The sequence below is a fragment of the Acinetobacter sp. V115_6 genome, from assembly GCF_031799025.1.
Taxonomy (GTDB): Bacteria; Pseudomonadota; Gammaproteobacteria; order Pseudomonadales; family Moraxellaceae; genus Acinetobacter; species Acinetobacter pittii.
Map to the genome: position 1 here is coordinate 2,234,087 of NZ_JAVQNO010000021.1, position 14,266 is coordinate 2,248,352.

General features: G+C 39.4%; 14 protein-coding genes. 3 read left to right on the forward strand and 11 right to left on the reverse strand.

Translation table 11 applies throughout. From position 1 onward, the window contains the following. Positions 1–241 precede the first annotated feature (241 nt). The 3 genes from RMA94_RS19210 to xerA form a co-directional block, all read right to left on the reverse strand. The gene (locus RMA94_RS19210) at positions 242–1,174 is read right to left on the reverse strand and encodes an electron transfer flavoprotein subunit alpha/FixB family protein (RefSeq protein ID WP_161282545.1); all 933 of its coding nucleotides are present in this window, start codon (positions 1,172–1,174) and stop codon (positions 242–244) included. A gap of 17 nt (positions 1,175–1,191) precedes the next feature. After that, on the reverse strand, positions 1,192–1,941 hold the full coding sequence (locus RMA94_RS19215; protein WP_002118903.1) for an electron transfer flavoprotein subunit beta/FixA family protein: 750 nt from the start codon (positions 1,939–1,941) through the stop codon (positions 1,192–1,194). A gap of 461 nt (positions 1,942–2,402) precedes the next feature. Next, entirely contained in the window at positions 2,403–3,290 is an 888-nt protein-coding gene (gene xerA, locus RMA94_RS19220) for a site-specific tyrosine recombinase/integron integrase (protein WP_161282609.1), read from the reverse strand. A gap of 165 nt (positions 3,291–3,455) precedes the next feature. On the opposite strand from xerA, the gene RMA94_RS19225 reads away from it, so the two are divergent. Next, positions 3,456–4,079 (forward strand): LysE family translocator, encoded by a 624-nt coding sequence (locus tag RMA94_RS19225; RefSeq protein ID WP_060464875.1) that lies wholly within the window; start codon positions 3,456–3,458, stop codon positions 4,077–4,079. Positions 4,080–4,122: 43 nt separating this feature from the next. Here the strand turns inward: RMA94_RS19225 and RMA94_RS19230 are convergent, their stop codons facing one another. The 5 genes from RMA94_RS19230 to RMA94_RS19250 all read right to left on the reverse strand — a co-directional run bounded on the left by RMA94_RS19230 (position 4,123) and on the right by RMA94_RS19250 (position 8,722). Beyond that, positions 4,123–4,728, reverse strand: a complete 606-nt coding sequence (locus RMA94_RS19230; protein ID WP_161282546.1) for an alpha/beta fold hydrolase — start codon at positions 4,726–4,728, stop codon at positions 4,123–4,125. A 101-nt stretch (positions 4,729–4,829) separates the two neighbouring features. Next, positions 4,830–5,675: a diaminopimelate epimerase gene (gene dapF / locus RMA94_RS19235; protein WP_130120336.1), complete on the reverse strand. Its 846-nt coding sequence runs from the start codon at positions 5,673–5,675 to the stop codon at positions 4,830–4,832. 5 nt (positions 5,676–5,680) lie between these two features. Then, on the reverse strand, positions 5,681–6,931 hold the full coding sequence (gene lysA / locus RMA94_RS19240; RefSeq protein WP_311084012.1) for a diaminopimelate decarboxylase: 1,251 nt from the start codon (positions 6,929–6,931) through the stop codon (positions 5,681–5,683). A gap of 22 nt (positions 6,932–6,953) precedes the next feature. Continuing rightward, entirely contained in the window at positions 6,954–7,175 is a 222-nt protein-coding gene (locus RMA94_RS19245; RefSeq protein ID WP_004790575.1) for an LPS translocon maturation chaperone LptM, read from the reverse strand. 140 nt (positions 7,176–7,315) lie between these two features. Continuing rightward, the gene (locus RMA94_RS19250) at positions 7,316–8,722 is read right to left on the reverse strand and encodes an amino acid permease (RefSeq protein WP_304396487.1); all 1,407 of its coding nucleotides are present in this window, start codon (positions 8,720–8,722) and stop codon (positions 7,316–7,318) included. A 490-nt stretch (positions 8,723–9,212) separates the two neighbouring features. On the opposite strand from RMA94_RS19250, the gene radA reads away from it, so the two are divergent. Beyond that, the gene (radA, locus tag RMA94_RS19255; protein ID WP_005073053.1) at positions 9,213–10,601 is read left to right on the forward strand and encodes a DNA repair protein RadA; all 1,389 of its coding nucleotides are present in this window, start codon (positions 9,213–9,215) and stop codon (positions 10,599–10,601) included. 82 nt (positions 10,602–10,683) lie between these two features. Continuing rightward, a complete protein-coding gene (locus RMA94_RS19260) occupies positions 10,684–11,655 on the forward strand; it encodes a Tim44 domain-containing protein (RefSeq protein ID WP_130173564.1) in 972 nt (323 codons plus the stop codon). Positions 11,656–11,713: 58 nt separating this feature from the next. On the opposite strand, the gene epmA is transcribed toward RMA94_RS19260, so the two are convergent. From epmA to RMA94_RS19275, 3 genes are all read right to left on the reverse strand, one after another. Continuing rightward, a complete protein-coding gene (epmA, locus tag RMA94_RS19265) occupies positions 11,714–12,688 on the reverse strand; it encodes an EF-P lysine aminoacylase EpmA (RefSeq protein ID WP_068930103.1) in 975 nt (324 codons plus the stop codon). Continuing rightward, positions 12,685–13,752, reverse strand: a complete 1,068-nt coding sequence (locus tag RMA94_RS19270) for a 4-phosphoerythronate dehydrogenase (protein ID WP_311084013.1) — start codon at positions 13,750–13,752, stop codon at positions 12,685–12,687. Before RMA94_RS19270 ends, epmA begins: the two co-directional genes overlap by 4 nt. A gap of 106 nt (positions 13,753–13,858) precedes the next feature. Continuing rightward, a complete protein-coding gene (locus RMA94_RS19275) occupies positions 13,859–14,251 on the reverse strand; it encodes a YkvA family protein (RefSeq protein ID WP_130173568.1) in 393 nt (130 codons plus the stop codon). Positions 14,252–14,266: the final 15 nt, after the last annotated feature.

Consider the following 14,266-nt stretch of genomic DNA (forward strand, 5'->3'; position numbering starts at 1 on the left):
CTTTGTAATGTGCGGAATCTACACCGCTAATCTGGTGATATTTGTATAATTTAATTGCATATTATTCTTATCATATCGCTATAACGAGCATGTTCTATTCTTAATAAAACTATGTGATTTTTATTCTATAAAAATCAAACCTCAAATGAGATAAAAGTCTCAGTTATACATTTCAGGACACTATCCATAATAAAAAACCCCTAGTAAAAACTAAGGGTTTTTCAGCTTTAATCAGTAAAGATTAAAGTTTAGATACCAATTCTGGTACTACAGTGTTCAAATCACCAACTAACCAGTAGTCAGCAACACTGTTGATTGGCGCTTCTTCGTCTTTGTTGATTGCAACAATAACTTTAGAATCTTTCATACCAGCTAAATGCTGGATCGCACCAGAAATACCTACAGCAACGTAAAGCTCAGGTGCAACGATTTTACCAGTTTGACCAACTTGGAAATCGTTAGGTACAAAGCCCGCATCAACTGCTGCACGTGAAGCACCTTGTGCTGCACCGAGCTTGTCAGCTAATGGATCAAGTACTTTATGGTAGTTCTCACCAGAACCTACACCACGACCACCAGAAACCACGATGCGAGCCGCAGTTAATTCTGGACGATCAAGCTTAACGATTTCTTCAGATACGAAGTGTGAAATACCCGCATCTTTTACTTCGCCAACTGTTTCAATAGCAGCTGAACCGCCTTCCGCAGCAACTGGATCAAATGCTGTACCACGAACAGTACCCACAATGATTGCTTCGTCAGATTGAACAGTTGCAATCGCGTTACCAGCGTAGATAGGACGCTTGAATGTGTTCGCAGATTCAACAGAAATAATATCTGTGATCATGCTTACATCAAGAAGAGCAGCAACACGTGGAAGAATGTTCTTACCAGTCGTTGTAGAAGCAGCTAAAACGTATTTGTAACCTTTAGCCAAGTCAGCAACTAAGCCAGCTACGTTTTCAGCTAATTGGTTTGCATAAGCAGCGTTGTCAGCAAGTAAAACTTTGCTTACACCAGCAACTTTAGCAGCAGCATCAGCAACTGCTTGAGCACCAGAACCAGCAACTAATACAGTAATATCACCACCGATTTTTTGTGCTGCAGCAACAACGTTTAAAGTAGCACCGTTAAGTACTTGGTTGTTGTGGTCAGCGATAACTAAAATACTCATGATTTTATCCTTCCGTATTAGATCACTTTCGCTTCATTTTTCAATTTTTCAACAAGCTCATCTACAGATTTCACTTGTACGCCAGCTTTACGTTCTGCTGGAGCTTCAACTTTAACAGTTTTAAGCTTAGTACCAGCTGTAACGCCATAATCCGCAGGAGATTTAGTATCAAGTGGCTTCTTACGAGCTTTCATGATGTTAGGCAATGCTGCATAACGTGGCTCGTTCAAACGCAAGTCAGTCGTGATGATTGCAGGAAGTGTAAGTTCAACAGTTTGTAAACCACCGTCAACTTCACGAGTCACTTGTACTTTACCGCCATCAACTTTCACTTCAGAAGCGAATGTACCTTGACCAGCACCTAATAATGCACCAAGCATTTGACCTACTTGGTTAGAGTCATCATCAATTGCTTGTTTACCAAGAAGGATAAGTTCTGGTTTTTCAGCTTCAACAACACCTTTTAAAATTTTAGCAACTTCTAAAGCGCCAATTTCATCAGTAGTTTCAACCAAAATACCACGGTCTGCGCCTAGAGCCATTGCAGAACGGATTTGTTCTTGAGCTTCTTTAGGACCAACAGAAACAACAACGATTTCTGATACTGTTCCTTTTTCTTTTAAGCGAACCGCTTCTTCCACTGCGATTTCACAAAATGGGTTAATTGACATTTTTACGTTGGTAAGGTCAACCCCACTATTGTCCGGCTTAACACGAACTTTAACGTTGGCATCAACCACGCGTTTTACAGCAACAAGAGCCTTCATGTAATCCTCGGCTGTTCTAGCAAAAGTAAATGTTGAGAAAAGTATATTAACTCTTCAATTAAAATTTTTTAGGTACCCTATCTTGCAATGTGTTTGGCATTTCGGTCAAGTCACAATTTTCTGGAACAGCACAAAAAAAATGAAATCATCAGTTCATAAAAAAATTTTAGACTGCTATGAGGGCCTATTTTATTCTTTTTAAACTCTATTTTATACATTGATTTTTATTATCTTTTTATCTTATTTAGCATATTAGCTAGAAACATAACATTACTTTTAAACACCATAAATCCGACGTTTTTTAGACCCAGTCGTCCACAAAATACTCAAAGATCAAAATTGTCAATTGGGTAGTTTCCCTTATTTCTCTTAAACAAATTTGTAAAAAAATCCAAATGATCTCTACATTCACCTAAAACATCTCAATTTAATTATCTTTGATTGAGTCTATTTTTTAACTTTTAGCTTTTATGTGCCCTTGGATGGGCTTGATCATACACTTGAGCCAAATGATCGAAATCAATATGGGTATAAATTTGTGTTGTAGATAAATTACTATGGCCTAGCATTTCTTGTACTGAACGCAAGTCACCGCTACTCGATAGCATATGGCTAGCAAAACAATGTCTGAGTAAATGTGGATGTAAATCGACATTTACACCTGCTCTTTGTGCCTGAAGCTTCACTCGTTTTTCAATTTGCCTTGGAGTGAGCGCCCCTCCTCGTAAGGAAATAAAGACAGAGTCATTTTGATCAAAATGTCCTTTCCAAATTTTGTAAACTTTCAACCAGTTTAATAGGCTTTCTTTTGCTTTTTTCCCAAACGGTACAATACGGGTTTTATTTCCTTTACCAGTAATACGAACAAGTTGGCGATTAAAATCTACATCCTTAACTGTTAAACCCTGCAATTCAGCTAAACGTAAACCACTTGAGTAAAGTAACTCGAGCATCGCTTTATCTCTTAACCACAATTGCTGATCAATTGGTTTTTCCGGCATAGGTTGATCTAAAATTTGATTAACCGTTTCTATATCGATCATACCCGGCAAAGGTCTAGGTTGGCGTTTTAACTTAAAATCGTCGGTAGGATTAATTTCTAGATATTTACCTTGTTCAGCCCACTTCATAAATTGACGAATTGAGGTGAGATGACGTTGCATACTACTTGAACTTAACTGGTCCTGTTCGACACGCTGCGCTAAATACTCTCTTAAATCTGAAGCTTCAATATTTCTCAAATCTAGTTGTTTGTGCTCGCAGAACTCAAAAAAGCTTTTAACATCCCGTTCATAAGCAGTAATCGTGTGCTCAGATTGATTCTGTATTTTTCTTTCTTTTAACCACATTGAGAGCAGTTGTAATGCAAAATCCAAATTGCTCTCCATTTATTTGCTCATTTTTTTGAGTGTATCAAAAACTATGTGATCATGAAAATTTGATATCGCACAACCTAATGCTGATCTAATTTATATATTACAATTTAAACCAAGTATTCATTGGACCATGCCGCCATGACCACCATACTCATTCCTTATTTAATTGCGATTACCTTACTTACACTGACCCCGGGTCTGGATACGACTTTAATTATTCGTACAGCAACACTTGAAGGTAAATCGAAAGCGTTTCAAGCAGCGGTCGGCATTAGCCTTGGCTGTATTGTATGGGGAATTATGGTTGCCTGTGGTCTAGGTGCTTTGCTCATGGCATCTGATCTCGCTTTTAATATTCTAAAATGGATGGGAGCAGCTTATCTAGCATGGTTAGGTTTAAATATGATTTTAAAACCACGTAGCCAACTTGCAGATATTCAAGAGAATAGTTCAAATACCTCTCCTTCACAAAATTGGTTTATTAAAGGCTTTTTGGGTAATTTACTTAATCCCAAAGTTGGTATTTTTTATATTTCATTTCTTCCACAGTTTATTCCACCACAAGCATCGGCAGTTACTTGGGTGATGGGACTGGTAATGATTCATGTGGTGATTGGAATGTTATGGTCAACTTTATTAATTTTGGCTATGCAACCACTGTCACGTTATCTTAAGCAACCTAAATTTGTGAAATATATGGACCGAATTACTGGCAGTATTTTTGTGTTGTTTGCTTTGAAATTAGCTTTGAGTAAAAAGTAAATTTTAAAAAGCGTGCTAACACATAGCACGCTTTTTAAAAGACTTACCTCATCTTTTTTAAATAATCTTTAATTTGTGCGGCCACTTCATCAGCATGTTTTTCTGCCAACTGATGATCTCCACCTTTAACAATATGCAGCCTTGAATTTTTAAATATCTGATTTAAGTATGTTCCCACTTCAACGGGGCTCACTGGATCGTTATCGCCCCAGATTAATAAAGTTTCAATGTTTATATCTGATAAAAACTCTTCGTAGTTAACATTGGTAGTAATAAACCAATCAGGATATTTAAAAAAGGCTTGGCGGTATGCTTCACGCCAGTCTTGAACATTAAATCGTTTAAGGTTGATTCCACCAGAAGTAGCAATTAAAACCAACCCTTTCACCAAATGAGTTTTTTTTAGCGCTGCGGCAACGGCAAAAATCCCACCCATTGATTGAGCAATAATTACAGATTCTTCATTAATTTGATCGACCACATAATTTGTTAGGTCTTCAAAACTCTTCACTTCAAGGGATTCTGGTGTATCGCCAAAACCGGGGTAACCAATAATTTTTGTACGGTATTGCTGAGGTAATTTTTCAATTAAAGGATACCAAAATGCAGTACTGCCTGATGCACCGGGTAAGAAAATTAAATTATTCATATTTTTATAAAGTTATAAAATTAAAAAATTATTCTACATATAAAAGAAAGTCTCTTTTATCATTTTAGATAATAAAAGAGACTTCTATTTTGGTAATGCGATTAGCCTTGGAAATAACGTAAATCCAAACGCCCATCATAAACATGAGTTGTTGGACCAGTCATCCAGACCACATCGCCTTCTTGCCATTCAATTTGTAACTTACCACCAGCAAGCTCAACTTCAACTGAGTTCGCAAGTAAGCCACGGCGCATACCACTTACCGCAGCAGCACATGCCCCTGTACCACAAGCTAATGTTTCACCAACACCACGTTCAAATACACGTAAGCGCACATGTTTTTCATCAATTACTTGCATAAAGCCAGCATTTACACGTTCAGGGAACCGTTTATGTGACTCAACTTGTGGACCAATGCCGGCAACATCTGCAGTTAATACATCTGGAACAATAGTGACAGCGTGAGGATTGCCCATATTGACCACATCAATCTTAATGTTCTGGTCGTTAGCTAACTCAAGTGTATATAAAGCTTCTGCTTGTTCTGCAACGAATGGAATTTCATTCGGCAAGAACTTTGGGTAGCCCATATTGACGCGAACCCAACCATTTTGTCCCAATTCAGGTTTTACGATACCTGCTTTGGTTTGGACAGTAATACTTGTTTTGGTCGTTAAATGGCGCTCATGTACAAAACGAGCAAAACAGCGTACTCCGTTACCACATTGTTCAACTTCAGAACCATCTGCATTAAAAATACGATATTTAAAATCTGCTTCCGGTAAATCTGGTGGTTCAACAATTAAAAGTTGATCAAAACCGATGCCAAAATGACGATCGGCTAAGCGTTGAATTGTTTCTGTATCTAAATAAGCACGTTGGCTGATCAGATCAACCACCATAAAGTCGTTGCCTAGGCCATGCATTTTAGTAAATTCTAACAACATTTCATTTACTCCTCAGGCAACAAGCGTTCATTTTCCCAAAGGGACTCAACCGTTTCACGCTCACGAATCAAATGGGCTTTATCACCTGACACCATTACTTCTGCGGCACGGCCACGTGTGTTGTAATTTGAACTCATTACAAAACCATAAGCACCGGCGCCAAGAACAGCTAACAAGTCATTTTCTTTTAAAGCCAATGAACGATCTTTACCAATGAAGTCACCCGTTTCACAGATTGCACCAACAAGATCCCAAGTTTTTTCTTCAATATCTGAACTTGGCACCACAGGCTGGATATCCATCCACGCTTCATATAATGCAGGGCGAATTAAATCATTCATTGCTGCATCAATAATGGCAAAGTTACGGTGACTCGTAGGCTTGAGCAAATCGACTTTGGTTAAAAGCACACCTGCATTTGCACTAATGCTACGACCCGGTTCCATATAAACCTTAAGACCTAACTTTTCTAAAGCAGGTTTCATTGAGTTGGCATATTCTTCAACACTTGGTGGTGTTTCATCTTTATAGCAAACCCCTAAACCACCACCGATATCGATGTGTTTAAGATTGATACCAAGTTTTTTTAGTTCCTCAATCATTACCATCACACGATCTAAAGCATCAACGAATGGTTTAGTCTCGGTTAATTGCGAACCAATGTGGCAGTCAATTCCAATAATCTCAAGGTTTGGTAAAGATGCAGCATATTGATAGGTTTCATAAACGGTATCACTTGGGATACCAAATTTATTTTCTTTTAAACCTGTTGAAATATAAGGATGTGTTTTTGCATCTACATCTGGATTTACACGTAAAGAAATCGGTGCTTTTTTGCCTAGACGAGCTGCAACTTTTTGAAGACGATCTAGTTCGGCATAAGACTCTACATTAAAGCAAGCAATGCCTACATTTAATGATGTTTCAATATCGGCTTCAGTTTTACCTAAGCCAGAAAAAACAACTTTAGATGCATCTCCACCCGCTTTTAAAACACGTGCAAGCTCACCACCTGATACGATATCAAAACCAGCACCAAGTTTTGCCAATACATTAAGAACAGCTAAATTTGAGTTAGATTTCACCGCAAAACAGATTTGATGATCAATAAAATCAAAAGCACGATCCATATCTAAGTAATGTTTTTCAAAAGCTGCTTTTGAATAAACATACAAAGGTGTGCCAAATTGCTGCGCAAGCTGCTCCATAGAACATTGCTCTGCGTGCAATACTCCATTAATGCGAGTGAAACTCATGAATGTGTCCTTATTTCAAAGCTTAAGGTGAAGTTGTTTGGGTTGGGGCTGATGATTCAACTGGCTGATCAGCTTGTTCATCCTGTTGCACAACTTGTTTCTGTTCTTTATTACGATAGAGCAAGTATTTCGCGCGTTTGTCATAATTCGGATCAGAAGGTAGCTGTAATGCTCCTGACTGACCGCAAGCGCTTAGCAAAATACTGCTGCTCAATAAACTGATGAGGCAAATGACACGACGCATCTGAGCACCTGATTTAAACAATTCGATGCAGTATACCGTGATCATGCAGGCGGCTAAAGAGTAAACTTAAAGAGAAAAACAATATGCATAAAAAACGCCAGCTTTTCAGCCAGCGTTTGATCATAAGCAAATAAATTTAATTACTTTTTATGACGTGGTTTATAGAAGAAGAAATAACCAATGATCAAGATAACAAACCAAATTGGGCTGACTTTAAGCGCTTTGAACGTATCTGGTTCCAACGACAACACGTAAATCATACCAATAAAGAAAATAATCGTGATCCAACATGTAAATAGACCGCCTGGCAATTTAAATGTTGATTTGGCATGCAGCTCAGGACGCGTAGTGTAATAACGGATATAACTCCAGATAATCAGTAACCACACGCAAATGAACAGAATCGTTGAAAGTGTTGTTGCAAGCGTAAATGCCTCAACTGTATTTGGTACAAAATACTGTAATGCTGCACCTAACAATAAACACGCAGCAGAGAAATACAATGCATTTGCAGGTACCGCACGTCTGTTCAATTTACCAAAAGCTTTTGGTCCCTGATCTTCACGAGATAGACCAAACAACATACGGCTTGTTGAAAACACGCCACTGTTCATTGATGACATCACTGATGACAGTACCACCAAGTTCATCAAGATCGCTGCTGCTGCAACACCAGCTTGGCTAAACAAGTTTACAAATGGACTGATGGCTGGATCAATTTTATTCCAAGGTGTTACAGACATCACAATCAACAATGCCAATACGTAGAAAATAATGATACGGATTGGAATTGAGTTAATTGCTTTTGGTAAGTTACGTGCTGGGTCTTTCGTTTCCGCAGCCGTTGTTCCCACAAGTTCCACACCAACAAAAGCAAAGATTGCGATTTGGAAACCTGCCAAGAAACCATGCACTCCTGTTGGGAAGAAGCCACCATTCGCCCAAAGATGAGTAAATGAAGCAACCTCACCTGTAGTCGAAGTAAAGCCAGTAAAGATCATCCATAGACCCACAGCGATTAAAATAATAATCGCAAGAATCTTAATGAGCGCAAACCAGAACTCTAACTCACCAAACAAGCGAACTGTTAATAGGTTTAATCCCATAATAAATACAATCGCGGCAACACTGATCATTGCCCCTTCGACAGGCGAGAAAGGTAGACCATTATTGAAGAATTGTAAGTAATAGATAATTGCAGAAAGGTCAGCAATACCAATGGTGATCCAACACAACCAGTAAGTCCAGCCGACAAAGTAACCTGCCCATGGACCAATCAAATCTGTAGAGAAGTCAATAAATGATTTATAGGCAAGGTTTGAAAGAAGTAATTCGCCAAGCGCACGCATGACAAAAAACACCATCACACCAATAATCAGGTAAATGAATAAGATTGATGGACCAGCAAGACTAATTGTTTTGCCTGATCCCATAAACAATCCCGTACCAATTGCACCGCCAATCGCGATCAGCTGTAAATGCCGATTTGAGAGGCTACGATGGAGCTCACCTTGTTCATGAGGCTCACTTAGATTTTGATTCGACATCTTATCAATACACTCCAGTAATTTTTTTTAGTCCGTTAGCTAAAATCAAAAAGACGATATCGCACCATTTGCAGGTATCTTTTAAATGTATATTTTTTGACAACTTTTCAGCTAACCGATTTTTATCTGTATTGCTGATGATTTCAAGCGACATACAATTAAATCTGATAATACGCACAAGCCCATAGCAATACAACGCACTTTACGGTCTAAAAACATGACTTGAACTGCTCTGATTTTTAAATTAAAAAGACAACTCGATTTGATTGTTTCTCTAATATTCAATTTCATTTCAGTCCTTCGTCTGTTTATTAAAAAACACCCCTGCTCGATCTTAATCTTTTAGATTATTTAGCACATGACAAAGACCTGATTTTTACGTTGCCTTAAATTAAGCAAAATGTATTCCACCTCAAAACTGATTCTCTATTTTGGTTTTGTTATACTCCGTTTTTACTATTAATTAAGAAGTTTGTAACTGAAGTCGAATATGAGCAAAGTCAAAACTGTTTACCGTTGCGAGCAATGTGGTGCCGATCATCTTAAATGGGCTGGTCAGTGCTCAGAGTGTGGTGAATGGAATTCTCTGACTGAAGTTAAACTTGAGCCAACCACAGCTCACCGTGCACGTCCTAAAATTGGGGGCTATGCTGGACAAGTTGCTAATATTACAACACTAAATAAAGTCTCTGTTTCTCATGAAACCCGTTTACCTACAGGCATTAGCGAATTTGACCGAGTGCTTGGCGGCGGTTTGGTTACAGGTTCTGTTGTATTAATTGGTGGTGACCCCGGTATTGGTAAATCAACCATTCTTTTGCAAACTGCAACACACATGGCAAGCGCAAAAAGCTCTGCACTTTATATTACGGGTGAAGAATCTTTATCGCAGGTGGCGCTTCGTGCGCAACGTCTTGACCTGCCAACTGACCAATTAAAAGTCATGGCTGAAACCTGTGTAGAACGCATTTGTGAAGTTTTAGAACAAGAAAAACCAGTAGTCGCTATTCTAGATTCGATTCAAACACTTTATACAGAAACCCTCCAATCTGCTCCGGGTGGTGTTTCACAAATTCGTGAATCTGCTGCTTTATTAACCCGTTATGCAAAAAATAGTGGCACAGCGCTATTTATTGTTGGTCACGTGACCAAAGAAGGTGCACTGGCAGGTCCGCGTGTTTTAGAGCATATGGTGGACTGCGTACTTTACTTTGAAGGTCAATCAGACTCACGTTATCGAATGATTCGTGCTGTTAAAAACCGTTTTGGTGCAGTGAATGAGCTTGGCGTATTTGGCATGACTGATAAAGGCTTACGTGAAGTGGCCAATCCTTCTGCTATTTTCTTAAGTCGATATGATGAAGCGATTCCCGGTTCAATTGTCATGATTAGCCGTGAAGGAACTCGCCCACTTTTGGTCGAAGTGCAAGCTTTAGTTGATGATGCTCAAGGACAACCACGACGTGTTGCACTTGGTCTTGAACAAAACCGTCTAAATATGCTGCTTGCTGTCATGCATCGTCATGGTGGAGTGCAAACTACTGGACAAGATGTATACGTCAACATTGTAGGTGGCTTAAAAATTACCGAGACAGGTTCTGATTTAGCTGTTTTACTTGCATGTGCTTCAAGTTTACGTACTAAAGCGTTGCCCCAACAACTTGCAGTTTTTGGTGAAGTTGGTCTTTCTGGTGAAATTCGTCCTGTTCCTAATGGTCAAGAGCGCTTAAAAGAAGCAGCAAAACATGGCTTTAAATATGTCATTTTACCTAGAGGAAACGCCCCTCAAAAGGCAATTCCGGGCGTACAAGTCATTGCCGTTGCTCGATTGCATGAAGCCTTGACCGAAGCCATGCAACTCAGTGATGAATTGACATAAAAAAACATACTTTTAAGGTTGAAATTTAAGGTAAATACCTGCATAAATACTATTGTAAATTAACTTTAAACAGGAATTTCCTATGGAAGTACACCAGCGTGGCTTGATTACCGGTATTTTAATGGCTGCTTTAGCAATTTCGCCTCTTGCTGAAGCTAAACGTGCAGGTGGTGGTAAAAGCCACGGTATGGCACGATCTACCACTTCAAGCCAGTCTTATCAACAACCTCGTCAAGTGACTCCAGTTCAACAAACTACTACAGCGCCTCAGAAATCTGGTCCAGGCGTTGGTTCAATGGTTGCAGCTGGTGTGGCTGGTGCTGCCGTAGGTGCTGTTGCAGCAAATGCTTTAGCTGATGACAAACCAACATCTACTGAACAACAAGCAACACAGGCGCAAGCACAAGAAGAGAAAAAAGGTGGTATTCCAAGTTGGATTTGGGTATTACTTGCAGCAGCTCTAGCTTTCTTTGTATTCCGTAAATTGGGATCAAAAAAAAAATTAGCAACTAATAATCCTTACGCACCAAATAATGGCGGTCAAAATCCATTTGGCCGTTCTGCTGCACCACAAGCAACTCCACGTAATGCTGGCGATAATACAAATATCTTTGGTCAATCTGTGGGTGGCGGTGCAGCAACGCAAGCGCCTTTTGGCGGTGTTACAACGAGCAATGGCAATCAACTTCCAGATGGTAGTGAACCTGCTGCGTTCTTACGTATTGCACGTCAACGTTTTAATCACATCCAATCGATGAATACTGCAAGTAACATTGAAGAAATTCGCCGTTACTTAACACCTGAACTTTATAGTTCTATGTATAACGACATCATGGCCAACCAAGATCAGGATGTTGCTGAATTTAGTAACTTGAATGCGATGGTTGTAGACAGCGCGACTGAAAATGGTCAATACGTAGTAAGCGTACGATTCACTGGTACAGTAAGTGAAGACTTAAACAGCTTGCCACAACCGTTTACCGAAATCTGGCACTTTGTTAAACCTGCTGGCTCTCAGCAAGACTGGGTTGTTGCAGGTATTCAACAAGCTTAAGCTAAATAAATCCTAAATAAAAAAGCCACAATATTGTGGCTTTTTTATTTGTCAGCGTTTAAGCAATTTCTGCTGGAAAGGTCACTACTTTTTCAATTTTGACCTGATCCATTGCAACCATGAGTAAACGGTCTACACCTAAAGCGATACCTGAGCATTCCGGCATATGAGGCAACGCTGCTAATAGATGTTCATCTAAAGGCATAACATGAAGCCCCTGCTTAGCCCGCTCTGCATTATCTGCTTCAAAGCGTGAACGTAACACATCTGCATCGAGCAATTCATCGTAGGCATTAGCGAGCTCTAAGCCTTCAATATAAACCTCGAAACGCGCCGCGACCTCTTCCCCATCTTCATCTACTTTCACTTTTGCCAAAGAGGCCATTTCTGGTGGAAAGTCAGTTAAAAAAACTGGAGCATCAAAACCTAAACTTGGTTCAACAAAATGAGAAAATAACAAATCCATATAAGCTAGGCGATCATCGCCCAAGTCGAGATTTAACCCCACACGATTTGCCGTATCTTTGAGTTGTTTCAAAGTTGCCTGCAAAGGGTTAATATCTAAACGGTCTTGAAAGGCATGTTTATAACTTAGAATAAACGGACGAACTTCACCAAAACGATGCTGCAAACAGGTTTGCAATAAATCGGCTGTTTCATGCATCAACGCTTTTAAGTCTAGACCGGGGCGATACCATTCAAGCATGGTAAATTCACTATTGTGTTTACGCCCGTGTTCATCGTCTCGAAAAACCTTACAAATCTGGTAAATCGGCCCACTACCGCTCGCCAATAAACGCTTCATCGCAAACTCTGGTGAAGTCTGTAAATATTGCGTTTGCAATTTACCGTTAATATGACGCAAAGCCTGAACCGAAGCTAAATGTACATCGGTGACACCTGCTTGTGAAACGATTGGTGTTTCGACTTCCATGACACCACGTTCAGCAAAAAACTGACGGATTTGGCTATAGAGCTTGGCACGTGCTTTTAAGGCATCAATTGAACAAGTAGGTTGATAACTTAAACTCATGCCTGTGGTCCCCCATGTGCTGCCCATTCACGGCGCAGCGGATAATTTTTACGTAATAAATCAAATGCTTTTTGCTCTACTTTTCCGTCTTTAATACAAGCACGGATGTTGGCATCATCTTGAGCAATATCATAAATTTGAGATAGTTTTTGCTTTAATACAGCTTTTAAATCATGTCCCGAAAAATAGTCGTCGCATGTAGGTAGCTGAGTTTCAAAACGCTTATTAATGTCATATCCAAATTTTTGGCAAAACGCTTCATAAATCATTTGTGTACCACGAGCTTTTCCTTCAAGGCTATAACCAGCAATATGCGGTGTTGCTAAAGCCAACATGTCTATGAGTTCTTCTGATATGACGGGTTCATGCTCAAATACATCAAGCACGACTTTACGCTGGGTACGTTGAATATCTTCCATTAAAGCGGCTTCTTTAACGACTGGGCCACGTGCACTATTAATTAAAATCGTGTCAGGTTGAAGCGCTTCAAAAGCTTTTTCATCAAACAGATGATATGTCGGATGTTGACCGTTTTTTGTAAGCGGCACATGAATTGAAATGGCATTGGCTTGTTGCAACAGAGTTTCTAAGCTTACATTTTCAATTGTGTCTAGTTTCACATATGGGTCAAAGCCAATTACATTCCAGCCAAGTAACTGAGCCATATAAGCCAAGCGCTTACCGACGTTGCCAAGGCCAACAATACCTAGGGTAAATTTTTCTTGTTGTTCTAAAAGGTTTGCATCTAAATGAAGTAAAGCAGTAATGACATATTCAGCAACCGCTTGCGCATTACAACCAGCCGCATTTGCCCATGTAATTCCTTGTTTTTCTAACGCCGCAATATCTAAATGATCGGTCCCGATTGTGGCACTGCCCACATATTTTAATGCTGTGTTTTCAATTAAACTTGCGTTAACTGCAGTAACCGAGCGGACCAGTAAAGCTTCAGCATCTTTTACATCTGCATGGGTTAAAGTGCGCCCTGCTTTGTGTTGAATATCGCCAAACTCAGAAAAAAAGTAATCGGTAAATGCCAAATTTTCATCTGCGACGATTTTCATTGTCTGCAACCCATAGCTTATAAAAACGTTATTATCCTTTGAGTTGTAGCAAAGCACAATGTTAATGCCTTTAAATTCACGATTCTAAACTTTGACGGTTTGCAAATTATAAACCACCACCAAAGTAGAAATAGGCCATCAAGGCCAGTGTGATCCAAACTAGAATAATCAACACAGCAACCAAATAATTTTGAGGCCGACGCTCCTGTTGATCTAGCCATTCTTCAGCTTGTTGTTCCGCATCTAAAATGACTTTTTGAGGTGTAAAACGAACAGCTAACCAAATCAGCATCGGTAGAATGATGGCCTCATCTAAAAGGCCTAAAATAGGAATAAAATCTGGAATTAAATCGATTGGACTAAAGGCATAAGCCACAGCCACCACAGCAATAACTTTTGGGAACCATGGCATTTGAGGATGCTTTGATGCAAACCAAAGCATAATAATTTGTTTTTTTAGACGTTTTGCCCATTCTTTTAGTGATTGTAACCAAGACATTTGGACAGACTCTGA